The sequence below is a fragment of the Bacillus sp. AFS041924 genome, from assembly GCF_002577195.1.
Lineage (GTDB): Bacteria > Bacillota > Bacilli > Bacillales > Bacillaceae_G > Gottfriedia.
The window spans coordinates 31,141-56,761 of record NZ_NULG01000024.1; the positions used below are offsets into that span (position 1 = coordinate 31,141).

The window sequence follows — 25,621 nt, forward strand, 5'->3', positions numbered from 1 at the left end:
TGATTAATTATTAGAGTTAATTTCTCTTTCACGTACTACAGTTTTCATACGAGCAATTGCTTTACGAACCTCGCGGATGCGAGCAGTGTTCTCTAATTGTCCTGTAGCTAATTGGAAACGAAGGTTAAATAACTCTTCTTTAAGAGATTTCACTTTTAATTCAATTTCAGCAGTGGTAAGATCGCGAATCTCATTAGTTTTCATTAGAATCACCACCATTGTCTTCACGTTTTACAAACTTACATTTAACTGGTAATTTGTGAGCTGCTAAGCGTAGTGCTTCACGAGCTATTTCTTCAGATACACCAGCGATTTCGAACATAATTTTTCCTGGTTTAACGACTGCTACCCAACCTTCTGGAGCACCTTTACCGCTACCCATACGTACCTCAAGAGGTTTAGCTGTGTAAGGTTTAGAAGGGAAGATTTTAATCCATACTTTACCGCCACGTTTCATGTAACGAGTCATTGCACGACGCGCTGCTTCAATTTGACGGTTAGTAATCCAAGAAGCTTCAGTTGATTGTAAACCGAATTCACCGAATGCAATTTCAGTACCACCTTTGGCACGTCCACGCATTTTTCCACGATGTTCTCTTCTATATTTAACACGTTTAGGCATTAACATAATTAATTTCCTCCTTCCTCAGAAGCTTTCTTTTTTGTAGGAAGAACTTCACCTTTGTAGATCCATACTTTTACGCCTAGTTTACCGTATGTTGTATCTGCTTCTGCAGTTGCATAATCGATATCCGCACGTAATGTATGAAGTGGCACTGTACCTTCACTATATGACTCTGAACGAGCAATATCTGCTCCGCCAAGACGACCAGAAACTTGTGTTTTAATACCTAATGCACCAGCACGCATAGCACGTTGAAGTACTTGCTTTTGAGCACGACGGAATGAAACACGATTTTCTAATTGACGAGCAATGTTTTCAGCTACTAATTTAGCATCAAGATCTGCTCTTTTAATTTCGATGATGTTAATATGAACACGTTTGCTAGTAAGGTTGTTTAAAGCTTTACGAAGAGCTTCAACTTCTGAACCACCTTTACCGATTACCATACCTGGTTTAGCAGTGTGAACAGTGATGTTTACACGGTTTGCAGCTCTCTCGATTTCTACTTTAGATACAGCAGAATCTTTTAAACGAGTGCTGATGTACTCACGAATTTTGATATCTTCATGTAAAAGATCAGCGTAATCTTTTTCAGCGTACCATTTAGATTCCCAATCTTTAATAATACCAACACGAAGTCCGACTGGATTTACCTTTTGTCCCATCGATTATCCCTCCTTCTTCTCTGATACCACGATTGTAATGTGGCTTGTGCGTTTGTTGATTGCGCTAGCACGTCCTTGTGCACGAGGGCGGAAACGTTTTAAAGTAGCACCTTCATCAACGAATACTTTTTCGATGTATAAGTTATTAACATCCATATCATAGTTATGCTCTGCGTTAGCAATAGCAGATTTTAATAATTTTTCTACAACAGGAGAAGCAGTTTTCGGTGTGTGTCGAAGGATTGCGATCGCTTCGCCAACTTGTTTACCTCGGATTAAATCGACTACTAGACGAACTTTACGAGGAGCGATACGAACTGTTCTCAGTACAGCTTTAGCTTGCATTGGAGTGCCTCCTCTCATTATCTTCTAGTTTTCTTGTCATCCGCATCGTGACCTTTGTAAGTACGAGTTGGAGCAAATTCACCAAGTTTGTGACCTACCATATCTTCCGATACATATACAGGTACGTGTTTACGACCATCGTATACTGCAATAGTATGTCCGATAAATTGTGGGAAAATAGTCGAACGACGTGACCAAGTTTTTACAACTTGCTTAGAGTCAGTTTCGTTTAATTTCTCAACTTTAGCTAATAAGTGATCATCAATAAATGGACCTTTTTTCAGGCTGCGTCCCATTGTGGTACCTCCCTTCGTGATTGACCTACGGTTCTAGTGAACCGTAGCACAACCGCGTTATTTTTTACGACGACGAACGATAAATTTGTCTGACGCTTTGTTTTTCTTACGAGTTTTGTAACCAAGAGTTGGTTTACCCCATGGAGACATTGGTGATTTACGTCCGATTGGAGAGCGTCCTTCACCACCACCGTGTGGGTGATCAACTGGGTTCATTACAGATCCACGTACAGTTGGGCGTTTACCCATCCAACGAGAACGACCTGCTTTACCGATGTTAACAAGTTCGTGATGTTCATTACCTACTTGACCTACTGTCGCGCGGCAAGTAGCTAAGATCATACGTACTTCACCAGAGTTTAAACGAACAAGTACATAACGGTCTTCTTTACCTAATACTTGTGCAGAAGTACCAGCTGAACGTACTAATTGTCCTCCACGACCTGGTTTTAACTCGATGTTGTGGATTGTAGTACCTACTGGAATGTTTACAAGTGGTAAAGCGTTACCTACTTTAATATCAGCTTCTGGACCTGAAACGATTTCCATTCCTACTACTAAGCTTTTAGGAGCTAGGATGTAACGTTTTTCTCCATCAGCGTAGTTAATTAACGCAATGTTTGCAGAACGGTTTGGATCGTACTCGATTGTAGCAACGCGTCCTGGTATACCATCTTTATCTCGTTTGAAATCGATGATACGGTATTGACGTTTGTGTCCACCACCTTGGTGACGAACAGTAATTTTACCTTGGTTGTTACGGCCAGCTTTTTTGCTAAGTGGTGCTAGTAATGATTTTTCTGGTTTATCAGTTGTGATCTCAGCAAAATCATTAGTAGTCATACCACGGCGACCGTTAGTGGTTGGTTTATACTTTTTGATTCCCATCGTAATTTCCCTCCTTTACTAGTAATTAGTATTAAACGCCTTCGAATAATGTGATTTCTTGGCTATCTGTAGTTAATTTAACGATTGCTTTTCTACGACGGTTAGTGTATCCAGCATGTTTACCCATACGTTTAAACTTACCTTTGTAGTTCATTACGTTAACTTTTTCTACTTTAACACCGAAGATTGCTTCAACAGCATCTTTAACTTCAGTTTTATTAGCTCTTACATCAACTTCAAAAGTGTATTTTTTTTCAGCGATTGCTTCCATAGAAGCTTCAGTTATAACTGGGCGTTTGATAATATCGCGAGGATCCTTCATTACGCAAGCACCTCCTCTACTTTTTGCACCGCAGCTTTAGTCATGATTAAAGTATCATGATGTAAAACGTCGATTACGTTTACTTCATTAGACGCAATAACTGTAATTCCAGGGATATTGCGAGCAGATAAAGCTACGTTTTCATTTAGGTCTGCTGTTACGATTAAGACTTTCTTTTGAACTGATAAGCCTTGTAAAACAGTAACCATATCTTTTGTTTTCGGTGCGTTTAACGCTAAATCTTCAAGCACTAACATGCTTTGCTCTAATACTTTAGTAGATAAAGCAGATTTAATCGCTAAGCGACGTACCTTTTTAGGTAATTTATATGAATATGATCTTGGAGCTGGACCGAATACGATACCACCACCACGCCATTGTGGAGAACGGATTGAACCTTGACGAGCACGGCCAGTTCCTTTTTGTCTCCATGGTTTACGACCACCACCACGTACTTCAGAACGTGTTTTTACTTTGTGAGTACCTTGACGTAAAGACGCACGTTGCATCATTACAGCATCAAATAAAACGTGTTCGTTTGGAGCAATTCCGAAAACAGCATCTGCTAATTCGATTTCTCCTACTTGAGCACCTGTTTGATTAAACATAGTAACTTTAGGCATTTCATTTCCTCCTTTCTTCTAAATTAATTATTTAGATTTAACCGCAGTACGGATTGTTACGTAAGATTTTTTAGAACCTGGTACATTACCTTTTACTAAAAGTAGGTTACGTTCAACGTCAACTTTAACGATTTGTAGGTTTTGTACAGTTACTTTTTCTCCACCCATTTGACCAGGTAAAGCTTTGTTTTTGAATACACGGTTCGGAGCAACAGGACCCATTGAACCTGGACGACGGTGGTAACGAGAACCGTGAGACATTGGTCCACGAGATTGTCCGTGGCGCTTAATGCTACCTTGGAATCCTTTACCTTTTGAAGTTCCAGTTACATCAACGATGTCACCATTTGCAAAAATATCTACTTTGACTTCTTGACCAACTTCATAAGCTGTTACGTCAGCATTGCGAAGTTCACGAACGAAGCGCTTAGGTGCAGTGTTTGCTTTAGCAGAGTGCCCTTTTTCTGGTTTGTTAGCTAATTTATCACGTTTGTCAGCAAATCCGATTTGGATTGCTTCATAACCGTCAGTTTCAGTAGTTTTCTTTTGTAAAACCACGTTTGGAGTAGCTTCGATTACAGTTACTGGAATTAACTCGCCGTTTTCAGCAAATACTTGTGTCATACCGATCTTTTTCCCTAAGATTCCTTTAGTCATAAGTCACACCTCCTGAATTTTATATATATTGTTATTAAAGTTTGATTTCAATATCAACGCCAGATGGTAAATCTAGTCTCATTAATGAATCAACTGTTTGTGGAGTTGGATTCACGATATCGATTAAACGTTTGTGAGTGCGCATTTCGAATTGCTCACGAGAATCTTTGTATTTATGAACCGCACGAAGGATCGTGTAAATTGATTTCTCAGTTGGTAATGGAATCGGACCAGATACTGACGCTCCAGAACGTTTCGCAGTTTCAACGATTTTCTCTGCAGATTGATCTAAAATACGGTGATCATAAGCTTTTAAACGAATACGAATTTTTTCTTTTGCCATAATTTTCCCTCCTTTTTTCGCCTATTTAAATAATAGACATACTCCATGGAAATTTCCTTACACTCGCCATGGCAAAGCGGCCGGGTGTATCAGCAACCTTCCATTTCTACGCAGTAAAAGACCAACATCATCTATTATACATAAAAAATAATACATTTGCAAGTATTTGTTGTAAGTTAATTAAATAATGTTCTTGTCGTCTTCAGTACTTTGTTATTATATTATCTTCATTTATTAAAATCAAGCATGAATCGGTTTTCTAGCATATTAAAAATATTTCCAATTTACTTATAAAAAAAGCTTAGAAGAATTAATCTTCTAAGCTTTTTGTGTTTAATTATTCAACGATTGTAGCAACTACGCCAGCGCCTACAGTACGTCCACCCTCACGGATAGAGAACTTAGTTCCTTCTTCAACAGCGATTGCGTTGATTAACTCAACAGTCATTTCGATGTTGTCGCCAGGCATAACCATTTCAACGCCTTCTGGTAATTGGATGATTCCAGTTACGTCAGTTGTACGGAAATAGAATTGTGGACGGTAGTTAGCGAAGAATGGAGTGTGACGTCCACCTTCTTCTTTAGATAAAACGTAAACTTCAGCTTTGAACTTAGTGTGTTGTTTAACTGAACCTGGTTTAGCTAAAACTTGACCACGTTGGATATCGTCACGAGCAACCCCACGAAGAAGTGCACCGATGTTATCTCCAGCTTCTGCTTGGTCAAGAAGTTTACGGAACATTTCAACACCTGTTACAGTAGTTGATTTTGGTTCTTCAACAAGACCGATGATTTCTACTACGTCACCAACTTTAACGATACCACGCTCAACACGACCAGTAGCAACTGTTCCACGACCAGTGATTGAGAATACGTCCTCAACTGGCATTAAGAAAGGCTTGTCAGTTTCACGAGCTGGTGTTGGGATGTAAGTATCAACTTCAGACATTAGTTCATGAATTTTAGCTTCCCACTCAGCATCTCCTTCAAGAGCTTTAAGAGCAGAACCTTTGATTACTGGAATGTCATCGCCAGGGAAATCGTATTCTGATAAAAGATCACGGATTTCCATTTCAACTAATTCAAGTAATTCTTCGTCGTCAACCATGTCACATTTGTTCATGAATACTACAATGTAAGGTACACCTACTTGACGAGATAAAAGAATGTGCTCACGAGTTTGAGGCATTGGACCATCAGCAGCAGAAACTACTAAGATACCGCCGTCCATTTGAGCAGCACCAGTGATCATGTTTTTAACATAGTCAGCGTGACCTGGGCAGTCAACGTGTGCATAGTGACGAGTTTCTGTTTCGTACTCAACGTGTGCAGTAGAGATTGTGATACCACGTTCTCTTTCTTCTGGAGCACCATCGATTTGATCGTAAGCGCGAGCTTCAGCTCCACCTACTTTAGCTAATACAGTTGTAATAGCAGCAGTTAATGTAGTTTTACCATGGTCAACGTGTCCGATTGTACCAATGTTAACGTGTGGTTTTACACGTTCGAATTTAGCTTTACCCATTGTAAAAATCCTCCTTATAATTAAGAAAATTAATTTTTAGTTTTATTATTATGCCACAAAGGATGAAACACCCTTTGTAGCTAACATAATAGTTATACATGATGAGAACTAATTAATCAATTACTCACCTTTATATTTTTTGATAATTTCTTCTGAGATTGATTTTGGTACATCTTCGTAATGGTCAAATACCATTGAGAACGTTCCACGACCTTGAGTGTTAGAACGTAATGAAGTTGCATAACCAAACATTTCAGAAAGAGGTACCATTGCACGTACAACTTGTGCGTTACCACGTGCTTCCATACCTTCAACGCGTCCACGACGAGAAGTAATATCACCCATGATATCTCCTAAGTATTCCTCAGGGATAACAACTTCTACTTTCATTAATGGTTCAAGTAGAACTGGGTTACATTTCTTAACAGCATTTTTAAGAGCTAATGAAGCAGCTACTTTAAATGCCATTTCGTTTGAGTCAACATCATGGTATGATCCATCGAATAATTTCGCTTTAATGTCGATTAGTGGGAAACCAGCTAATACACCATTTTTAAGTGAATCTTCAAGACCTGCAGCTACAGCTGGGATGTATTCACGAGGAACAACACCACCAACGATTGCGTTTTCAAATTCAAAGCCTTTTCCTTCTTCGTTTGGTGAGAATTCAATCCAAACGTGTCCAAATTGTCCACGTCCACCTGATTGACGAACGAATTTACCTTCTACTTGTGCAGAAGAACGGAAAGTTTCACGGTATGCTACTTGAGGAGCACCAACGTTAGCTTCTACTTTGAATTCACGACGCATACGGTCAACGATGATATCAAGGTGAAGCTCACCCATACCAGCGATGATAACTTGACCAGTTTCTTGGTCAGTATGTGCACGGAATGTTGGATCTTCTTCAGTTAATTTTACTAATGCTTGACCCATTTTATCTTGGTCAGCTTTAGATTTTGGCTCAATCGCAATTGAGATAACTGGATCAGGGAATTCCATAGACTCAAGAATTACTAGATTCTTTTCATCACATAAAGTATCACCAGTTGTAGTATCTTTAAGACCTACAGCTGCTGCGATATCTCCAGCATATACTTTCGAAATCTCTTGACGAGAGTTAGCATGCATTTGAAGGATACGACCTACACGCTCACGCTTACCTTTTGTAGAGTTTTGAACGTATGAACCAGATTCTAACGTACCTGAGTATACTCGGAAGAACGTTAATTTACCAACATAAGGATCAGTCATGATTTTGAATGCTAATGCTGCGAAAGGCTCTTCATCACTTGATGGAACTACTTTCTCTTCATCAGTATCAGGTAATGTTCCTTTGATAGCTGGTACATCTAATGGAGATGGTAAGTAATCAATTACTGCATCAAGCATTAATTGAACACCTTTGTTCTTGAATGCAGAACCACATACTACTGGGTAGAATTGTACTGAACATGTAGCTGTACGAATAGCAGCCTTTAATTCAGGAATTGTGATTTCTTCACCTTCAAGATATTTCATCATTAATTCTTCATCTAGCTCAGCTACTGCTTCGATTAAACGACCGCGGTACTCTTCAGCTAGTTCTTGATATTCTTCTGGAATTTCGATTGTTTCAATGTCAGTTCCTAAGTCATTATTGTACTTAATAGCTTTCATTTCAACTAGGTCAACAATACCCCAGAAGTTATCTTCAGCACCCATCGCTAATTGGATTGGGTGAGCATTAGCTTGTAAACGATCATGTAACGTACCTACAGAGTATAAGAAATCCGCGCCGATTTTATCCATTTTGTTAACGAATACTACACGTGGAACTCCGTAAGTAGTTGCTTGACGCCAAACTGTTTCAGTTTGAGGCTCAACGCCTGATTGTGCATCAAGTACTGCTACTGCGCCATCAAGTACACGTAGTGAACGTTCAACTTCTACAGTGAAGTCTACGTGACCTGGAGTGTCAATGATATTTACACGGTGGTTATCCCACTGAGCTGTTGTAGCAGCAGATGTGATAGTGATACCACGCTCTTGCTCTTGCTCCATCCAGTCCATTTGTGAAGCTCCTTCATGAGTTTCACCAATTTTGTGAATACGACCTGTGTAATAAAGGATACGCTCAGTTGTTGTTGTTTTACCAGCATCAATGTGAGCCATAATCCCGATATTACGAGTGTTATTTAAGGAGAACTCTCTTGTCATCAGGGTTCTTTCTCCCTTCCAGTGTTAGTTAGGATTTTTTAGTACAAGAAAAAGTTATTCCTATACACACCTCATGTTATTAAGTTAAGCAAGCACTACAATCAAAGAACAATTATGATCCTAAGTTATGTAATCCGACGTTCACCTATTTAATCTAGCAAGCTAAATAATAAATAGGTGAACGACTTAACCAACATTCATTATGTGCAGAAATAACTAAATTGCTTTTAATCTTACCAACGGTAGTGAGCAAACGCTTTGTTCGCTTCTGCCATTTTGTGTGTATCTTCACGTTTCTTAACTGCAGAACCTGAGTTGTTAGCTGCGTCAAGAATTTCGTTAGCTAAACGCTCTTCCATCGTTTTTTCTCCACGAAGACGAGCATAGTTTACTAACCAACGTAGACCTAGAGTAGTACGACGCTCTGGACGTACCTCAACTGGTACTTGGTAGTTTGAACCACCAACACGACGAGCTCTTACTTCTAGAACTGGCATGATATTTTTAAGAGCTGCTTCGAATACTTCCATTGGTTCTTTACCAGAACGTTCTTGGATTAATTCGAATGCTCCGTATAAGATAGCTTGAGATTTTCCTCTTTTTCCGTCAATCATCATTTTGTTGATTAAACGAGAAACTAATTTTGAATTATAAAGTGGATCTGGTAATACATCTCTTTTTGCAACAGGACCTTTACGTGGCATGTTATTTCCTCCTTTCGGCTAGTTGTAATTTATTACTTCTTAGCTGCTTTTGGTCTCTTAGTTCCGTATTTAGAACGACCTTGCATACGTTTGTCAACACCTGCAGTATCTAATGCACCACGAACGATATGGTAACGTACCCCCGGTAAATCTTTTACTCGTCCACCACGGATAAGAACAACACTGTGCTCTTGTAAGTTGTGTCCGATACCTGGGATATAAGCAGTTACCTCGATTTGGTTTGTTAAACGTACACGAGCATATTTACGTAATGCTGAGTTCGGTTTCTTTGGAGTCATAGTACCAACACGAGTACAAACACCACGTTTTTGTGGAGCTGATAAATCAGTTGATTTTTTCTTTAATGAGTTGAAACCTTTATTTAATGCTGGTGATTTTGATTTCCATACTTTAGAAGTACGTCCATTACGCACTAACTGGTTAATAGTAGGCATGAGTTTTCCTCCCTTCAAATATTTATAAGACCACACATCCAGGTGGTTCATAATAAGTTGAAAACAAAGTTTTTGCAAGAAGGAAGAAACCCTCCTTCTCACAAAAACAGTTTTAACTGTATATTCCTAAATTAGCCCCGGATCTAACCTGCTTAGATTAGCAGTGCTATTTTCTAGGAGCAACCTTGAATATCTTATCATTTTTTATCAATTGATGTCAACTCAAGTTTTAAAATATTTTAAGTTTATTTTTCAACTAAAACTTCTTCGTTCATTTCAACTGATTCGTTTAAATCTTTAACAAGATCTACTTTACGGTATCTGTTCATACCAGTACCAGCTGGAACCAACTTACCTATAATAACATTCTCTTTTAATCCTAGCAACTCATCACGTTTTCCTTTAATCGCAGCGTCAGTTAATACACGCGTTGTTTCTTGGAATGATGCAGCAGATAGGAATGAGTCTGTTTCTAATGATGCTTTTGTAATACCTAATAATAATGGGCGCGCAGTAGCTGGTTGCTTACCTGCAAATAAAGTTTTCTTATTTGCTTCAGTAAACTGATGTAGTTCTAATAATGTACCTGGTAATAAATCAGTCTCACCTGCATCCATTACACGAACTTTCTTCAGCATTTGACGTACCATTACCTCTACGTGTTTATCACCAATTTCTACCCCTTGCATACGGTATACTTTTTGTACTTCACGTAGTAAGTATTCTTGAACTGCATTTGTACCTTTTACTTTTAGAAGTTCTTTCGGATCAATTGAACCTTCAGTCATTACCTGACCGCGCTCAATTGCTTCACCTTCTACAACTTTTAGTCTAGCGCCATAAGGAACTGGGTAGTTTCTAGATTCAACTGTACCTTGAACAATAATTTCTTGTTTATCTTTAGCGTCAGTAGAAATAGAAATAATACCATCAATTTCAGAAATAACTGCTTGACCTTTAGGATTACGTGCTTCAAATAGCTCTTGAATACGAGGTAAACCTTGAGTAATATCGTCTCCTGCTACCCCACCTGTATGGAATGTACGCATCGTTAACTGTGTACCTGGTTCACCGATTGATTGAGCAGCGATAATACCAACTGCCTCACCAACTTCAACCTCAGCACCAGTAGCTAAGTTACGGCCATAACATTTTTTACATACTCCGTGGTTTGTATTACATGTAAATGCAGAACGGATATTAACTTCTTCAATACCAGCATCAATAATTTCACGAGCTAAGTCTTCTGTAATTAAATCGTTCTCTTGAGCAAGTAATACACCAGTTTCTGGGTGGCGTATAGTTGCACGCAAATGACGACCTACTAAACGATCGTATAATCCTTCAATAATTTCGTTACCTTCTTTAATTGCTTTTACATGTAAACCACGGTCAGTTCCACAATCATCTTGACGAACGATTACATCTTGTGCAACGTCTACAAGACGACGAGTTAAGTAACCTGAATCGGCTGTTTTTAGTGCTGTATCGGCAAGACCTTTACGTGCACCATGTGTAGAGATGAAGTATTCGAGTACTGTTAGACCTTCACGGAATGAAGATTTGATTGGTAACTCGATAATACGACCAGCCGGGTTGGCCATCAGACCACGCATACCTGCAAGCTGAGTAAAGTTTGATGCATTACCACGGGCACCAGAGTCACTCATCATAAAGATTGGGTTACGTTTATTTAGGGAAGCCATCAGTTTTCCTTGAATTACATCTTTCGCATCACTCCAAATTGCGATTACACGATCGTAACGCTCATCTTCTGTGATTAAACCACGACGGAATTGTTTTAGAACCTTATCTACTTTCTCTTGAGCTTCAGCAATAATTAATTGCTTCTCAGGTAATACGATGATATCGGATACACCAACTGTAATACCAGCTTTAGTAGAGTGTCTAAATCCAAGATCCTTCATGCGGTCTAGCATTTTAGATGTTTCAGTAATTTTGAAACGTTTAAATACTTCAGCGATGATATTTCCAAGTATTTTCTTTTTGAAAGGAGCAATTTCTTCTCTACTTTCAATAATCTCTTTAATATTCGCACCTTTAGCCACAAAGTACATTTGAGGAGTTTCCTTCTCAAGGTTACTCTGAGTAGGTTCATTAATATATGGGAACGAAGTAGGCAAGATTTCATTGAAAATCAGCTTACCAACCGTTGTAATTAATAATGAATTATTTTGTTCTTCAGTAAATGTTTCGTTATTTAACGAATTTGCTGCAACAGCAACTCGAGAATGTAAATGTACATAACCATTTTGGTATGCAATTAGCGCCTCATTAATATCTTTAAATACCATACCTTCACCGACAGCGCCTGCACGCTCAAGAGTTAAGTAATAGTTACCTAATACCATATCTTGAGATGGTGTAACTACAGGTTTACCATCTTTCGGGTTCAGGATGTTTTGTGCTGCAAGCATTAGAATACGAGCTTCTGCTTGTGCTTCACTTGATAACGGTACGTGAACAGCCATTTGGTCACCATCAAAATCGGCGTTGTATGCAGTACATACAAGAGGATGTAGACGGATTGCACGACCTTCTACTAATGTAGGTTCAAACGCTTGGATACCAAGTCTGTGTAGAGTTGGGGCACGGTTTAGTAACACTGGGTGCTCACGAATAACTGATTCTAATACATCCCAAATCTCTGGGTGTAAGCGCTCAATTTTACGTTTCGCTGACTTAATGTTATGTGCTAATCCACGCTCTACTAATTCTTTCATCACGAATGGCTTGAATAATTCAATCGCCATTTCTTTTGGTAATCCACATTGGTACATCTGTAAGTTTGGTCCTACAACAATAACCGAACGACCAGAGTAGTCAACACGTTTACCAAGTAAGTTTTGACGGAAACGTCCTTGCTTACCTTTAAGCATGTGAGAAAGAGATTTCAACGGACGGTTACCTGGTCCAGTAACTGGACGGCCACGACGACCATTGTCAATTAACGCATCAACAGCTTCTTGAAGCATACGTTTTTCGTTTTGTACGATGATGCTTGGAGCACCAAGGTCTAATAAACGTTTTAAACGGTTGTTACGGTTAATTACACGACGATATAAATCGTTTAGATCTGAAGTTGCAAAACGCCCACCATCTAATTGAACCATTGGTCGTAATTCAGGTGGGATTACTGGAAGCACATCTAAAATCATCCAAGAAGGCTCATTACCAGAGTTACGGAATGCTTCTAACACTTCTAAACGCTTAATAGCTCTTGTACGACGTTGCCCTTGAGCAGTTTTTAACTCTTCTTTTAAAGAATCAACATCTTTTTCAAGGTTAATGTCGCTTAATAATTTTTTAATTGCTTCAGCACCCATAGATGCTTGGAAAGTTTGACCGTAACGCTCACGATAAGCACGGAACTCTTTCTCAGATAGCAATTGTTTCTTTTCTAAAGGAGTATCTCCTGCTTCAGTTACTACATAAGAAGCGAAGTAGATTACTTCTTCCAGAGCACGAGGGGACATGTCTAAAACAAGTCCCATTCGGCTTGGAATACCTTTGAAATACCAAATATGTGATACTGGTGCAGCTAATTCAATGTGACCCATACGTTCACGACGTACTTTTGCACGAGTTACTTCAACTCCACAACGATCACAAACTACACCCTTATAGCGTACACGTTTATATTTTCCACAATGACATTCCCAATCTTTTGTAGGACCGAAAATGCGTTCACAGAAAAGACCATCTTTTTCAGGTTTAAGTGTACGGTAGTTAATTGTTTCAGGTTTTTTAATTTCCCCGTATGACCACGAGCGAATTTTGTCAGGCGATGCAAGTCCGATCTTCATATACTCGAAATTATTTACATCTATCAAGGGGCCTACCTCCCTTTCTGTCCTAAGGTTTTACCCTATATAATACTTATTCTTTTACGTATTCCATATCCATCGCTAAATGTTCTGAAGCTTGATCATCATCATCTTCAGTATCGCGCATTTCGATTTCTTGATCTGTAGCAGACATCATTTTAACGTCCATACCTAGAGATTGTAATTCCTTAATCAATACTTTGAATGATTCAGGAACACCTGGTTCTGGCACATTTTCACCTTTAACGATTGCTTCATATGTTTTCACACGTCCAACAACGTCATCAGATTTAACAGTTAAGATTTCTTGTAATGTATATGCAGCACCGTATGCTTCAAGTGCCCATACCTCCATCTCACCAAAACGCTGCCCACCAAATTGTGCTTTACCACCAAGTGGTTGTTGCGTAACAAGTGAGTAAGGTCCAGTTGAACGAGCATGTAACTTATCGTCAACCATGTGCGCAAGTTTGATCATATACATGACACCTACAGATACACGGTTATCAAATGGCTCACCTGTACGTCCATCATAAAGTACAGTTTTCGCGTCACGTGCCATACCAGCTTCTTCAATTGTTCCCCAAACATCTTCCTCACGCGCTCCGTCAAATACTGGAGAAGCAACATGAATGCCAAGGTATCTTGCAGCCATACCTAAGTGTAGCTCTAATACTTGACCGATGTTCATACGAGAAGGTACCCCTAATGGGTTTAACATGATATCAACTGGCGTTCCATCAGGTAAGAATGGCATATCTTCCTCTGGTAAAATACGAGAGATAACCCCTTTATTACCATGTCGTCCAGCCATTTTATCCCCTTCAGAGATTTTACGCTTCTGAACGATATAAACACGAACAAGTTGGTTTACTCCTGGTGGTAATTCATCACCGTTTTCACGCGTGAATACTTTCACATCAAGAATAATTCCGCCTCCACCGTGTGGAACACGTAAAGATGTATCACGAACTTCACGAGCTTTTTCACCGAAGATTGCGTGTAGAAGACGTTCTTCAGCAGTTAACTCAGTAACCCCTTTAGGTGTTACTTTACCAACTAGTAAATCGCCATCTTTTACTTCAGCACCAATTCGGATAATTCCACGCTCATCAAGATTTTTAAGTGCATCTTCACCAACGTTTGGAATATCACGAGTGATTTCTTCTGGTCCTAATTTTGTATCACGAGCTTCTGATTCATATTCTTCAATATGAACTGAAGTGTAAACATCTTCTTTTACTAGACGACGACTCATAATGATCGCATCCTCGTAGTTGTAACCGTCCCATGTCATGAATGCAACCAATACGTTACGTCCTAGCGCTAATTCACCTTTTTCCATTGAAGGTCCATCTGCAAGAATTTCGCCTCTTACTACTTCATCACCAACACTTACAATTGGTCGTTGGTTATAACAAGTACCTTGGTTAGAACGTACGAATTTTAACATACGATATTTATCAAGGTCACCTTTAACTTTTTGTCCATCTACATCTGAGTAGCGACGTACCCAAACTTCTTTCGCTTCAACACGTTCAACGATACCTGGGTGTTTACAAATTACTGCAGCACCTGAGTCTTTTGCTGATACGTATTCCATACCTGTACCTACGATTGGAGATTCAGGGTTTAATAAAGGAACTGCTTGACGTTGCATGTTCGCTCCCATTAGGGCACGGTTCGAGTCATCGTTCTCTAAGAAAGGAATACATGCTGTCGCAGCTGAAACTACTTGTTTAGGAGATACATCCATGTAGTCAATACGTTCACGTTTAACAACTGTGTTGTCTCCACGGAAACGAGCTACTACATCTTCATCTAAGAAGCTACCGTCATCACCTAAACGAGCATTCGCTTGGGCTACAACGTATAAATCTTCTTCATCGGCAGTTAAGTAATCAATTTTATCAGTTAGTCGACCTGTTTCAGGAGACACACGACGATATGGAGTTTCAATGAAACCAAATTGATTTACCTTTGCATAAGAAGAAAGTGAGTTAATTAACCCAATATTCGGTCCCTCAGGCGTTTCAATCGGACACATACGACCATAGTGAGAGTAATGAACGTCACGTACTTCAAAGCCTGCACGCTCACGCGTTAAACCACCTGGTCCTAAAGCTGATAGTCTTCGTTTATGAGTTAATTCTGCAAGAGGGTTTGTTTGGTCCATGAATTGTGATAACTGTGAGCTACCAAAGAATTCCTTTATTGAAGCAATTACAGGGCGAATATTAATTAACGCCTGTGGAGTAACTGCATTTGTATCTTGAATTGACATACGTTCACGAACTACACGCTCCATACGAGATAAACCGATACGGAATTGGTTTTGAAGTAATTCTCCAACTGAACGTAAACGACGATTTCCTAAATGGTCAATATCGTCAGTGTCACCTACGTTATGTAGCAGGTTAAAGAAGTAAGAAATAGAAGCGATAATGTCTGCAGGTGAAATATTTTTCACACTTTTACTTACATTCGCATTTCCGATAACTTGAATAACTTGCTCGCCATCACCTTCAACAGGAGCGTAAATTTTAATAGATTGTAGAGTAATCTCATCTTCCAATACGCCAGCTGCAGGGTGAGCAATCTTTTCACCAATATTCTTCTCTAAGAACGGAATAATGCGATCTAAAGTACGGCGATCAAGAGTTGTCCCTTTTTCCACAATAATTTCACCAGTTTCTGGATCCACTAATGTTTCTGCAATACGTTGGTTAAATAGTCTATTTTTAATGTGTAATTTTTTATTTATTTTGTAGCGTCCAACGCTAGCTAAATCATAACGCTTTGGATCAAAGAAGCGAGTGATTAATAGGTTTTTAGCATTTTCTACTGTAGGTGGTTCACCTGGACGTAATCTTTCATAGATTTCAAGAAGCGCTTTTTCAGTGCTATCTGTGTTATCTTTTTCAAGTGTATTACGCAGGTATTCGTTTTCGCCTAATAAGTCTAGAATCTCTTGGTCTGTACCAAACCCAAGCGAACGTAGTAGTACCGTTACAGGTAATTTTCTCGTACGGTCAATACGTACATAAACTACATCCTTCGCGTCCGTTTCGTACTCTAACCAAGCACCACGGTTTGGAATAACTGTAGCCGTAAAACCTTTTTTACCATTTTTGTCGATCTTTCCACTATAGTACACACTTGGAGAACGTACTAATTGTGAAACGATTACACGTTCAGCACCATTAATAATGAATGTGCCTGTGTCCGTCATCAATGGGAAATCACCCATGAAAACGTCTTGCTCTTTAACTTCGCCAGTTTCCTTATTTAATAGGCGAACTTTTACTCGAAGTGGAGCAGCGTAGTTTACGTCACGCTCTTTTGATTCTTCTACAACATACTTCGGCTCACCTAAACTGTAATCAATGAATTCTAATGATAGATTACCTGTGAAATCCTCAATTGGAGAAATATCTTGGAACATTTCTCTCAAACCTTCATCTAAAAACCATTGGTAAGATGCTGTTTGAATTTCAATTAAGTTAGGTAACTCTAAAACCTCACTGATACGAGCATAGCTTCTGCGTTGGCGGTGTCGTCCATATTGAACTAGTTGACCTGTCAACATATTCACCCCTTAAATCAAGAGTATTTATAACAAAAAAATAGTAACAAATAAGCAGAAAAATTCCCTTACTTGTTAAACAAAAAATAAAATGGTTTCAAAATGAAAACCATTTATTAAACTCAACGACAGTCATTTTACTATCATTTCCAAAGAATATAGAAATATACCCACTTTCAAAAAAATCATTTTTGAAAATAAATATATATTGGCATTTAATAATACTATCACAAGCAAAAATTAGAGTCAATCTTTTTTACTTTTTATGATATAATATCCTTTATCTTTTTTTACTACCTCTACTTCATCGAAAATTCCTTTTAGTAGTTCAAGAGCAGAGGGTGCTCCTTGCTTCTTTTGTATTACTACCCAAAGCTCTCCACCAGGAAGTAATCGATCATGTGACTCTTTTAGAATTTCATGAACAACACTTTTTCCAGCACGAATCGGAGGATTCGTTAGAATCGCCGCGTATTCACCAGTCACATTTTCATAAATGCTACTTTCATAGATTTTCACATTCTCTATTTTATTTACGATCGCATTTTCTTTCGCTAATTCAATCGCTCTTAAATTCACATCAACCATTTCTACTGTACGGTTCGAATCATCTTTTGCGATCGATAATCCAATTGGACCGTATCCACAACCAACATCTAAAATATTCCCTTCTATTTCCGGAAAGGTAAATTCATTTATTAAAACTCGCGACCCAAAGTCTACTTCATTTCTAGAAAAAACACCTGAATCAGATTGGAATTTCAAATCATTACCTCTCAAAGTAAATGAAAATACCTTTTTATCGGTTTTACTATTCGGTTGATTTGTAAAATAATGATCTGCCATATCAATTCCTTCTTTCATATTTTCTTATCAATAGCCTTCCCAAAAGCAATCCCGTATGTACAAAAAAAGCTCGCATAAATGCGAGCTTTCCTAAAAACTTTTCAGAAATTACTTAACTTCTACGTTAGCGCCAACTTCTTCAAGTTTAGCTTTCATTTCTTCAGCTTCTTCTTTGCTGATTCCTTCTTTAATTGCTTTAGGAGTGTTGTCAACTAATTCTTTAGCTTCTTTTAATCCTAAACCAGTTAATTCACGAACTACTTTGATTACTTTGATTTTTTGGTCGCCAGGGCTAGCTAATACTAAATCAAATTCAGTTTGCTCAGCAGCAGCTTCAGCACCTGGAGCCATCATAGCCATAGGAGCAGCAGCAGTTACGCCAAACTCTTCTTCGATTGCTTTTACTAAGTCATTTAATTCTAATACAGTCATATTTTTAACTGCTTCAATGATTTGTTCTTTAGTCATTGTTAATTTCCTCCTTGTTTATACCTTTAAATTATATATTTTAAGCGATCTTGGCATTAAGCGCCTTGTTCTTCTTTTTGTTCTGCAACTGCTTTAGTTGCAAGAGCGAAGTTGCGGATTGGTGCTTGTAGCACGCTAAGCAACATAGAAAGTAAACCTTCGCGAGATGGAAGTTCAGCAAGAGCTTTCACTTCTTCAACAGTAGCAACATTTCCTTCGATTACACCAGCTTTAATTTCTAAAGCTTCATGTTTCTTAGCGAAATCGTTGATTACTTTAGCAGGAGCAATTACATCCTCCGTACTAAACGCGATTGCGTTTGGACCAGTTAATGATTCGTTTAAATCAGCTAATCCAGCTTCTTCAGCAGCACGACGAGTTAAAGTGTTTTTGTAAACTTTGAACTCAACGCCAGCTTCACGTAATTGCTTACGCAATTCAGTCACTTCAGCAACATTTAAACCACGGTAGTCAACAACAATTGTTGATTTGCTTTCACGTAATTTTGCAGCTACTTCAGATACAACTTGTTTTTTTGCTTCTAATACTGCGCTCATTTATTACACCTCCTGTGGATTTTAGTGTGTATACCGCAAAAGTGTAACCATAGCAAAACCTCCACGAATTTTTCAAAAAAGACATGGAGGTTGTATATGCACGAATTTATCAGTTATACACCTCGGTAGGATATTAAGCGTTAGCACCTACTGTCTACGGTAGTCTATTTAATTAGCAAGACAATCTCCATTATAGAGAGTTCTTGTCGAATTGTCAACTTTGTTTTATATCTTAGAAACTAGCTGGATCTACTTTGATACCAGGGCCCATAGTTGAAGTGATTGCTACGTTCTTCATGTATGTTCCTTTAGCAGCAGCAGGTTTAACTTTTACCATAGTTTCAAAGATTGTTGTAAAGTTTTCTACTAACTTTTCGTTTTCGAAAGATACCTTACCGATTGGTACGTGAATGTTACCAGCTTTATCAACACGGTATTCAACTTTACCAGCTTTGATTTCGTTAACAGCTTTTGTTACGTCAAATGTAACTGTACCTGTTTTAGGGTTTGGCATTAAACCTTTAGGTCCTAATACACGTCCTAATTTTCCAACTTCAGCCATCATGTCTGGAGTTGCTACTACTACATCAAAATCGAACCAACCTTGTTGGATTTTGTTAATCATGTCAGCATCGCCTACGAAATCAGCACCAGCAGCTTCAGCTTCTTTAGCTTTTTCACCCTTAGCGAATACTAATACACGTTGTACTTTACCAGTACCGTGTGGAAGAACTACTGCACCACGAATTTGTTGGTCAGCTTTCTTTGGATCTACTCCTAAACGGAATGCTACTTCAACTGTTGCATCAAAGTTAACAGTAGTAGTCTTTTTAACAAGTTCTACAGCTTCGTTTACTGCGTAAACCGCTGTACGATCTACTAATTTAATAGCTTCTTGGTATTTTTTACCTTTGTTAGCCATGTTTTATTCCTCCTAATGTGGTTTTAACGGATTTTCCTCCCACGAATAAAGGTTGCGATAAAACACATCAAAAGATGTTCGCAACCTCCTCAATCACACCTTATTGAAGATGGGATTAGTCTTCAATAACGATACCCATACTACGTGCAGTACCTTCTACCATACGCATAGCAGCTTCAACAGAAGCAGCATTTAAGTCAGGCATTTTTTGTTCAGCAATCTCACGCACTTTGTCGCGTTTTACTGTTGCTACTTTTTTACGATTTGGTTCACCTGAACCAGACTCTATACCAGCCGCTACTTTAAGAAGTACAGCAGCAGGAGGAGTTTTCGTAATAAATGTAAACGAACGATCTTCGAATACAGTGATTTCAACAGGAATGATTAGACCAGCTTGGTCAGCTGTACGAGCGTTGAACTCTTTACAGAATCCCATGATGTTAACACCTGCTTGTCCTAGTGCAGGACCAACTGGTGGTGCTGGGTTTGCTTTACCTGCAGGAATTTGCAATTTTACCATTTTAATTACTTTTTTAGCCACGAGACACACCTCCTTAAGTCCGTGATGTGGTAACGGGTTTTTACACCCTCCCACTCATATCGTTTTGCATTTTCATGCATATTCTTATACAGAAGTTAATATCATCTTTTCGATGCATATTGACCTTTAAAAGTCTAACATTTTCAAATTAAAAATGCAAGGTCTTGTATTATAATTTTTCAACAAGATGTAAATCCAGTTCTACCGGCGTTTCTTTATTAAAGAATTCCACTAATACAGTTACTTTTTTCTTTTCGAAATCAATTTCTTTAATTGATCCAGTATAATTAGCAAATGGACCTTCTTTTAAACGAACGACTTCATTTACATCTAAATCAAAATCAATTACTTGTTCGTCTAGACCCATGTGTTTTAGAATATGTGTAATTTCTTCTTCTAAAAGTGGTGTTGGTTTTGAACCAGAACCCGCTGAACCAACGAAACCAGTTACTCCTGGTGTATTACGAACTACATACCAAGAATCATCCGTCATTACTAGTTCAACTAATACGTAACCTGGAAATACTTTTCGCTTCGTTACTTTCTCTTTACCGTTCTTCATTTCTACTTCTGATTCTTCTGGTACTATTACACGGAAAATTTTATCCTGCATTCCCATTGTTTCTACACGTTTTTCTAAATTCGCTTTTACTTTATTCTCATATCCTGAGTAAGTATGAACTACATACCATCTTTTTTCCATGTTAGAGGACTACTTGTCCTTCCCTCCCCGGTCAACTTTCTTTGCAAATTAAAAAACCCGTCACCGGGCTTTTTTTTTAAACATTATCACTCATTATAGCACAATTAGTTTTAACTTATTCAAGAATAAGTCGAATTAAATTAGAAAGTCCTGTATCAACTACAGCGAAGAATACTACAAAGAATAAAACTGTAGCTAACACTGTAACTGTTGAATTAACTAATTCTTTACGTTTAGGCCATGAAACTTTTTTCATTTCACTTTTTACTTCGCGAAAAAACTTACCGATACGACCCACAGATGCAACCCCCATATATACTAGTTTAGAGATGTACGAAACGTCCAACTTGTCCAAAAAATAAAGGATGATCTTTAGTTTCTATACTGATTAAGGACATTCGCATTTTTGATTTATCTAACTTCAATTATTTTGTTTCTTTATGTGTAGTATGTTCGTTGCACGTTTTACAAAATTTTTTCATCTCCAAACGTTCTGCAGAAGAGGAATTCTTCATCGTGGAGTAATTTCTATTATTGCAAGTAGCGCAAGACAGGACAACTTTTTTTCTCATGGTGACACCAGCCTAGTTCATCTATAATTATCCATTACGAATGTAACACGCGAGCTTTAAACTGTCAAACTGATTTCTAAACCCTTGTTTTCCTATATAAAAGTAGGAATTTCAAAAGAATTTCTTTAATCGATTAAACAGACAGCTCTCTTATTTCCATATATCTTTCAAGTTTTCTTTTTACACGTTGTAATGCATTATCTATTGATTTGACATGTCTATTTAACTCTTCGGATATTTCTTGGTAAGAGCGACCGTCTAAATAGAGTGATAATACTTTCCTTTCTAAATCGCTTAATAATTCAGACATTTTTAGCTCTATGTCCACATTCTCTTCTTGATTGATTACAAGTTCTTCTGGATCCATGTTCTTTGTTTCTGTTAACACATCCAATAATGTACGATCAGACTCCTCATCATAAATAGGCTTGTCCAATGAAACATAAGAATTAAGTGGGATATGCTTTTGTCTAGTTGCTGTTTTAATAGCTGTAATAATTTGTCTTGTTATGCATAATTCTGCAAACGCCTTAAAGGACGAAAGTTTGTCTTCTTTGTAGTCACGAATTGCTTTGTATAATCCAATCATACCTTCTTGAATGATATCTTCTCGGTCCGCACCTATTAGGAAATAAGACCTAGATTTTGCCTTAACGAAATTTCGGTACTTTTGAATTAAAAATGTTAGTGCTTCTTGATCACCTTCTCGAACATACTCGAGAATTACCTCATCTTCTAAAGGGCCATACTCAATAATTAGCTTTAATTCCTGTTCAACGTTCAAAATTAGCACCTCCGACCAAACAATTTAATTAAATTATACAGCACAAAGAAGAAGGAAACAATAAGTCATCGTTCCCCTCTTCGCCATTTTTCTAAAATTTCTGTTTGTTTCGAATTTAATGTTTTGCTTATTGTCAGTCTTTGATCTGGTATTTCGCTAATTCGACTACTTATCATTTTTTTATTTTGTGTAACCGATCGATATAGTTCCATTGCAGGAATTCGAAGTGCACCTTGCCCAAATATTTGCCATTGCTCTGTAAAGTCTGATGTCGCGACATAAATTTGATGGTTAACATGACGAAGCTCAATTGCAAGTTTTTCAATTTTTTCATCAGCTGTTTGATTTTTTCGAGTAAAGATTACTTCAACTTTCGAATGCTTGTCGATCTTTTCAATACCATTTACAAAATGAGCATCAAATACAACAATTATATACATTCCTGTGTACGCCTTATATTCAGCAAGCTGAGTAATTAAAAAATCACGCGATTTATCAAAATCAATTTCTCGAAGCTTTCTAAGATTTGGCCAAGCTCCAATCATGTTATATCCATCTACAATAAGAATTTCTTTCTTTTTATGATCCAAGCGGATGTCTCTTACGGTGTATTTCATACATTAATAGACTTGCCGCAACAGACGCATTTAACGATGTAACTTTACCTACCATTGGTAGCTTAATTAAGAAATCACATTTTTCTTTTAAGATTCTGCTCATCCCTTTACCTTCGCTACCAATTATTAAACCAAGAGAGATCTGGCCATCCATGTTTCGATAGTCATCAGCACCTTTTGCATCTGTACCAAAAATCCAAACTCCTCTTTCTTTTAATTCATCTACAGTTCTAGCTAAGTTCGTTACTCGAGCAACTGGAATGTACTCTATAGCACCAGTAGATGCTTTAGCAACCGCTGAAGTTAAACCTACCGCTCTTCTCTTTGGAATGATGATCCCATGAGCACCAACGGCATCAGCAGTTCGCATGATTGATCCTAAATTATGTGGATCTTCAATTTCATCAAGAATTAAGAAGAATGGTTGCTCATTTCGACTGTTCGCTACTTCAAATAAATCATCAATTTCCACATATTCATAGGCAGCTACTTGTGCAACTACACCTTGATGGTTTCCTTTAACCATTCCGTCTAGCTTCTTGTTTGGCGCTGTTTGAACAATTACTTTATTTTGATTTGCTAATTCTAAAAGCTTATGGATTTGACCTTTATTTGCTCCTTCACTAACCCATATTTTATTAATATCACGACCTGAACGTATTGCTTCCATAACCGGATTACGTCCAATAATAAATTCCTCAGACATGTTATACTCCTTTATCATTCTCAATAAATTGAATTGCAAATTGTACAATTGTATTGAGTCTATCTTCATTTTTTAATAAATAATGGTAGCCAATCAACGCTTCCATTGCGGTTGCGTATCGATAGGTTTGCACATCAGTATTTTTAGGTACAGTTCCTGACTTTGCATTACGCCCTCTTTTTACAACTGCAATTTCTTCTTCTGACAACATTTCAGCAGTAAGTATTTCTCTTATTACTTTAGCTTGTCCTTTTGCAGAAACAAATCTCGTAGCTGCTCGGTGAAGTTGATTAGGTCTAACTGTTCCTTTTTCAAGGAGGTGATGACGTACATGAATTTCATATACAGCATCACCAATATAAGCAAGCGCTAAACTGTTTAGTTGTTTAGCGTCAATATTTTGGTTACTTTCAATCATGAAGTTATCCTCTTTTCCAGCGAATACCTTGAGGAGTATCTTCAATCATTATATTCATCTCTTTTAATTGATCGCGAATTTGATCCGCTAGTGCAAAGTCACGATTTTTTCGTGCTTCTGTACGTTTTTGAATTAACGCTTCGATTTCATCATCTAATATTGCTTCTTCATTTACTAATGTGATACCAAGTACATTTGATAACTCGTCAAATGTTGATAGTAGCTGATTTAATACATTCGTAGAAGTATGTGTCTCTAATAAATATTGATTCGCTAATTTAGCTAATTGATATAAAACTGAAATTGCATTAGCTGTATTAAAATCATCATCCATTACTTTTTGGAAAGTCGTTTTTTCATCTTCTATTTCTTTTAGCCATCTATGGTCATCTTCTGTTAAATTAGTACTGCTTTCTAGACGATGCTTAATATTTTGGTAAGCTGTTTTAATCCGTTCAAAACCGTTTTTAGCTTCTTGTAAAAGCTCTTCGCTATAGTTAATTGGATGACGATAATGTACTGATAACATAAAGAAACGTAATAGCATAGGATCTACAATTTTAATAATGTCATGTACTAATACAAAGTTGCCTAATGACTTAGACATCTTTTCGTTATCAATATTGATATAGCCATTATGCATCCAGTAGTTTGAAAAAGTTTTTCCACTTAAAGCTTCAGACTGAGCAATCTCGTTTTCGTGATGTGGGAATGATAAGTCTTGACCACCTGCATGAATATCAATTGTTTCCCCTAGATATTTCTTAGCCATTGCTGAGCACTCAATATGCCAACCTGGTCTTCCTTTCCCCCACGGGCTTTCCCAGAATATTTCACCTGGTTTAGCTGCTTTCCATAGAGCGAAATCTAAAGGATCGTCTTTCTTTTCACCAACTTCAATTCTTTCACCAATTCGAAGATCCTCAATTGATTGGTGTGAAAGTTTACCGTAACCATCAAATTCCTTTGTTTTGAAATAAACATCACCCTCGGACTCATATGCATAACCTTTTTTTACAAGTTCATCAACAAAGTCGATAATAATATCCATATTCTCCATTACGCGAGGATGGTTTGTTGCAGTTTTGCAGCCTAACGCATGAACGTCTTCAAAATAAGCATTAATAAATCGATCTGCTATAGTTGGTACATCCGAGCCCAATTGATTTGCAGCTTTAATTAACTTATCATCAACATCAGTAAAATTTGAAACATAATTTACTTCATATCCACGATATTCAAAATAACGTCTTACTGTATCAAAAACGATTGCAGGTCTCGCGTTACCAATGTGTATATAGTTATATACGGTAGGACCACATACATACATCTTGACCTTACCATCTTCTATAGGTTTAAAGTCTTCCTTATTCCTTGTTAATGTATTATAAATTTGAATTGCCATA

At 37.8% G+C, this 25,621-nt stretch carries 29 protein-coding genes and 1 other annotated feature; all 29 genes read right to left on the reverse strand.

The genetic code is table 11. The features are described from left to right. Positions 1–3: 3 nt before the first annotated feature. The 29 genes from rpmC to cysS all read right to left on the reverse strand — a co-directional run bounded on the left by rpmC (position 4) and on the right by cysS (position 25,620). A complete protein-coding gene (rpmC, locus tag COC46_RS08580; RefSeq protein WP_056467434.1) occupies positions 4–204 on the reverse strand; it encodes a 50S ribosomal protein L29 in 201 nt (66 codons plus the stop codon). Then, positions 194–628 (reverse strand): 50S ribosomal protein L16, encoded by a 435-nt coding sequence (rplP, locus tag COC46_RS08585; RefSeq protein ID WP_098809309.1) that lies wholly within the window; start codon positions 626–628, stop codon positions 194–196. The genes rpmC and rplP overlap by 11 nt, the downstream gene beginning before the upstream one ends. A gap of 2 nt (positions 629–630) precedes the next feature. Then, on the reverse strand, positions 631–1,290 hold the full coding sequence (gene rpsC, locus COC46_RS08590) for a 30S ribosomal protein S3 (RefSeq protein WP_098809310.1): 660 nt from the start codon (positions 1,288–1,290) through the stop codon (positions 631–633). A gap of 3 nt (positions 1,291–1,293) precedes the next feature. Next, complete coding sequence (gene rplV / locus COC46_RS08595; protein ID WP_056467425.1) at positions 1,294–1,635, reverse strand: 50S ribosomal protein L22; 342 nt, start codon at positions 1,633–1,635, stop codon at positions 1,294–1,296. A gap of 17 nt (positions 1,636–1,652) precedes the next feature. Continuing rightward, on the reverse strand, positions 1,653–1,931 hold the full coding sequence (gene rpsS, locus COC46_RS08600; RefSeq protein WP_069033610.1) for a 30S ribosomal protein S19: 279 nt from the start codon (positions 1,929–1,931) through the stop codon (positions 1,653–1,655). 57 nt (positions 1,932–1,988) lie between these two features. Next, complete coding sequence (rplB, locus tag COC46_RS08605; RefSeq protein WP_098809311.1) at positions 1,989–2,819, reverse strand: 50S ribosomal protein L2; 831 nt, start codon at positions 2,817–2,819, stop codon at positions 1,989–1,991. A 31-nt stretch (positions 2,820–2,850) separates the two neighbouring features. Beyond that, positions 2,851–3,141: a 50S ribosomal protein L23 gene (gene rplW / locus COC46_RS08610; protein WP_098809312.1), complete on the reverse strand. Its 291-nt coding sequence runs from the start codon at positions 3,139–3,141 to the stop codon at positions 2,851–2,853. Beyond that, complete coding sequence (rplD, locus tag COC46_RS08615; RefSeq protein ID WP_098809313.1) at positions 3,141–3,764, reverse strand: 50S ribosomal protein L4; 624 nt, start codon at positions 3,762–3,764, stop codon at positions 3,141–3,143. Before rplD ends, rplW begins: the two co-directional genes overlap by 1 nt. Positions 3,765–3,791: 27 nt before the next feature. Next, entirely contained in the window at positions 3,792–4,421 is a 630-nt protein-coding gene (rplC, locus tag COC46_RS08620; RefSeq protein ID WP_098809314.1) for a 50S ribosomal protein L3, read from the reverse strand. Between the two features lie 34 nt (positions 4,422–4,455). Then, entirely contained in the window at positions 4,456–4,764 is a 309-nt protein-coding gene (rpsJ, locus tag COC46_RS08625; RefSeq protein WP_088003795.1) for a 30S ribosomal protein S10, read from the reverse strand. A gap of 337 nt (positions 4,765–5,101) precedes the next feature. After that, positions 5,102–6,289, reverse strand: coding sequence for an elongation factor Tu (gene tuf / locus COC46_RS08630; RefSeq protein ID WP_098809315.1), 1,188 nt, complete (start codon positions 6,287–6,289; stop codon positions 5,102–5,104). Between the two features lie 120 nt (positions 6,290–6,409). Next, positions 6,410–8,488, reverse strand: coding sequence for an elongation factor G (fusA, locus tag COC46_RS08635; RefSeq protein WP_098809316.1), 2,079 nt, complete (start codon positions 8,486–8,488; stop codon positions 6,410–6,412). A gap of 233 nt (positions 8,489–8,721) precedes the next feature. Beyond that, positions 8,722–9,192: a 30S ribosomal protein S7 gene (gene rpsG, locus COC46_RS08640; protein ID WP_056467395.1), complete on the reverse strand. Its 471-nt coding sequence runs from the start codon at positions 9,190–9,192 to the stop codon at positions 8,722–8,724. 32 nt (positions 9,193–9,224) lie between these two features. Further along, positions 9,225–9,647, reverse strand: coding sequence for a 30S ribosomal protein S12 (gene rpsL, locus COC46_RS08645; protein ID WP_056467392.1), 423 nt, complete (start codon positions 9,645–9,647; stop codon positions 9,225–9,227). Positions 9,648–9,892: 245 nt separating this feature from the next. Next, the gene (gene rpoC / locus COC46_RS08650) at positions 9,893–13,501 is read right to left on the reverse strand and encodes a DNA-directed RNA polymerase subunit beta' (protein ID WP_098809317.1); all 3,609 of its coding nucleotides are present in this window, start codon (positions 13,499–13,501) and stop codon (positions 9,893–9,895) included. A 46-nt stretch (positions 13,502–13,547) separates the two neighbouring features. Then, complete coding sequence (rpoB, locus tag COC46_RS08655; protein ID WP_098809318.1) at positions 13,548–17,081, reverse strand: DNA-directed RNA polymerase subunit beta; 3,534 nt, start codon at positions 17,079–17,081, stop codon at positions 13,548–13,550. Between the two features lie 246 nt (positions 17,082–17,327). Next, the gene (locus COC46_RS08660; protein WP_098809319.1) at positions 17,328–17,927 is read right to left on the reverse strand and encodes a class I SAM-dependent methyltransferase; all 600 of its coding nucleotides are present in this window, start codon (positions 17,925–17,927) and stop codon (positions 17,328–17,330) included. A gap of 108 nt (positions 17,928–18,035) precedes the next feature. Then, positions 18,036–18,395, reverse strand: a complete 360-nt coding sequence (gene rplL, locus COC46_RS08665) for a 50S ribosomal protein L7/L12 (protein ID WP_056467380.1) — start codon at positions 18,393–18,395, stop codon at positions 18,036–18,038. A gap of 56 nt (positions 18,396–18,451) precedes the next feature. Continuing rightward, positions 18,452–18,952: a 50S ribosomal protein L10 gene (rplJ, locus tag COC46_RS08670; protein ID WP_098809320.1), complete on the reverse strand. Its 501-nt coding sequence runs from the start codon at positions 18,950–18,952 to the stop codon at positions 18,452–18,454. 43 nt (positions 18,953–18,995) lie between these two features. After that, positions 18,996–19,130, reverse strand: a sequence feature (ribosomal protein L10 leader region). Between the two features lie 54 nt (positions 19,131–19,184). Beyond that, positions 19,185–19,874, reverse strand: a complete 690-nt coding sequence (gene rplA / locus COC46_RS08675; protein ID WP_056467376.1) for a 50S ribosomal protein L1 — start codon at positions 19,872–19,874, stop codon at positions 19,185–19,187. A 115-nt stretch (positions 19,875–19,989) separates the two neighbouring features. Next, positions 19,990–20,415 (reverse strand): 50S ribosomal protein L11, encoded by a 426-nt coding sequence (gene rplK, locus COC46_RS08680; RefSeq protein WP_056467373.1) that lies wholly within the window; start codon positions 20,413–20,415, stop codon positions 19,990–19,992. A 169-nt stretch (positions 20,416–20,584) separates the two neighbouring features. After that, a complete protein-coding gene (gene nusG / locus COC46_RS08685; RefSeq protein WP_098809321.1) occupies positions 20,585–21,118 on the reverse strand; it encodes a transcription termination/antitermination protein NusG in 534 nt (177 codons plus the stop codon). A 115-nt stretch (positions 21,119–21,233) separates the two neighbouring features. Further along, complete coding sequence (secE, locus tag COC46_RS08690; protein ID WP_098809322.1) at positions 21,234–21,416, reverse strand: preprotein translocase subunit SecE; 183 nt, start codon at positions 21,414–21,416, stop codon at positions 21,234–21,236. A gap of 127 nt (positions 21,417–21,543) precedes the next feature. Continuing rightward, complete coding sequence (gene rpmG / locus COC46_RS08695; protein ID WP_098809323.1) at positions 21,544–21,690, reverse strand: 50S ribosomal protein L33; 147 nt, start codon at positions 21,688–21,690, stop codon at positions 21,544–21,546. A 133-nt stretch (positions 21,691–21,823) separates the two neighbouring features. After that, the gene (gene sigH, locus COC46_RS08700) at positions 21,824–22,474 is read right to left on the reverse strand and encodes an RNA polymerase sporulation sigma factor SigH (RefSeq protein ID WP_098809324.1); all 651 of its coding nucleotides are present in this window, start codon (positions 22,472–22,474) and stop codon (positions 21,824–21,826) included. Between the two features lie 65 nt (positions 22,475–22,539). Further along, on the reverse strand, positions 22,540–23,019 hold the full coding sequence (locus COC46_RS08705) for an NYN domain-containing protein (RefSeq protein ID WP_369700036.1): 480 nt from the start codon (positions 23,017–23,019) through the stop codon (positions 22,540–22,542). Positions 23,020–23,053: 34 nt separating this feature from the next. After that, positions 23,054–23,797 carry a 23S rRNA (guanosine(2251)-2'-O)-methyltransferase RlmB gene (rlmB, locus tag COC46_RS08710; RefSeq protein ID WP_098809326.1) on the reverse strand — a complete coding sequence of 248 codons (744 nt, stop codon included), beginning with the start codon at positions 23,795–23,797 and terminating at the stop codon, positions 23,054–23,056. Between the two features lies 1 nt (position 23,798). Continuing rightward, positions 23,799–24,215 (reverse strand): Mini-ribonuclease 3, encoded by a 417-nt coding sequence (locus COC46_RS08715; protein WP_098809327.1) that lies wholly within the window; start codon positions 24,213–24,215, stop codon positions 23,799–23,801. Positions 24,216–24,219: 4 nt separating this feature from the next. Continuing rightward, positions 24,220–25,620 carry a cysteine--tRNA ligase gene (gene cysS, locus COC46_RS08720; RefSeq protein WP_098809328.1) on the reverse strand — a complete coding sequence of 467 codons (1,401 nt, stop codon included), beginning with the start codon at positions 25,618–25,620 and terminating at the stop codon, positions 24,220–24,222. Position 25,621: the final 1 nt, after the last annotated feature.

Coding starts and splice junctions, on each gene's coding strand:
- rpmC (WP_056467434.1), bottom strand. CDS start 204: ATGAAAACTAATGAGATTCGCGATCTTACCACTGCTGAAATTGAATTA.
- rplP (WP_098809309.1), bottom strand. CDS start 628: ATGTTAATGCCTAAACGTGTTAAATATAGAAGAGAACATCGTGGAAAA.
- rpsC (WP_098809310.1), bottom strand. CDS start 1,290: ATGGGACAAAAGGTAAATCCAGTCGGACTTCGTGTTGGTATTATTAAA.
- rplV (WP_056467425.1), bottom strand. CDS start 1,635: ATGCAAGCTAAAGCTGTACTGAGAACAGTTCGTATCGCTCCTCGTAAA.
- rpsS (WP_069033610.1), bottom strand. CDS start 1,931: ATGGGACGCAGCCTGAAAAAAGGTCCATTTATTGATGATCACTTATTA.
- rplB (WP_098809311.1), bottom strand. CDS start 2,819: ATGGGAATCAAAAAGTATAAACCAACCACTAACGGTCGCCGTGGTATG.
- rplW (WP_098809312.1), bottom strand. CDS start 3,141: ATGAAGGATCCTCGCGATATTATCAAACGCCCAGTTATAACTGAAGCT.
- rplD (WP_098809313.1), bottom strand. CDS start 3,764: ATGCCTAAAGTTACTATGTTTAATCAAACAGGTGCTCAAGTAGGAGAA.
- rplC (WP_098809314.1), bottom strand. CDS start 4,421: ATGACTAAAGGAATCTTAGGGAAAAAGATCGGTATGACACAAGTATTT.
- rpsJ (WP_088003795.1), bottom strand. CDS start 4,764: ATGGCAAAAGAAAAAATTCGTATTCGTTTAAAAGCTTATGATCACCGT.
- tuf (WP_098809315.1), bottom strand. CDS start 6,289: ATGGGTAAAGCTAAATTCGAACGTGTAAAACCACACGTTAACATTGGT.
- fusA (WP_098809316.1), bottom strand. CDS start 8,488: ATGACAAGAGAGTTCTCCTTAAATAACACTCGTAATATCGGGATTATG.
- rpsG (WP_056467395.1), bottom strand. CDS start 9,192: ATGCCACGTAAAGGTCCTGTTGCAAAAAGAGATGTATTACCAGATCCA.
- rpsL (WP_056467392.1), bottom strand. CDS start 9,647: ATGCCTACTATTAACCAGTTAGTGCGTAATGGACGTACTTCTAAAGTA.
- COC46_RS08660 (WP_098809319.1), bottom strand. CDS start 17,927: ATGGCAGATCATTATTTTACAAATCAACCGAATAGTAAAACCGATAAA.
- rplL (WP_056467380.1), bottom strand. CDS start 18,395: ATGACTAAAGAACAAATCATTGAAGCAGTTAAAAATATGACTGTATTA.
- rplJ (WP_098809320.1), bottom strand. CDS start 18,952: ATGAGCGCAGTATTAGAAGCAAAAAAACAAGTTGTATCTGAAGTAGCT.
- rplA (WP_056467376.1), bottom strand. CDS start 19,874: ATGGCTAACAAAGGTAAAAAATACCAAGAAGCTATTAAATTAGTAGAT.
- nusG (WP_098809321.1), bottom strand. CDS start 21,118: ATGGAAAAAAGATGGTATGTAGTTCATACTTACTCAGGATATGAGAAT.
- rpmG (WP_098809323.1), bottom strand. CDS start 21,690: ATGAGAAAAAAAGTTGTCCTGTCTTGCGCTACTTGCAATAATAGAAAT.
- COC46_RS08705 (WP_369700036.1), bottom strand. CDS start 23,019: ATGATTGGAGCTTGGCCAAATCTTAGAAAGCTTCGAGAAATTGATTTT.
- rlmB (WP_098809326.1), bottom strand. CDS start 23,797: ATGTCTGAGGAATTTATTATTGGACGTAATCCGGTTATGGAAGCAATA.
- COC46_RS08715 (WP_098809327.1), bottom strand. CDS start 24,215: ATGATTGAAAGTAACCAAAATATTGACGCTAAACAACTAAACAGTTTA.
- cysS (WP_098809328.1), bottom strand. CDS start 25,620: ATGGCAATTCAAATTTATAATACATTAACAAGGAATAAGGAAGACTTT.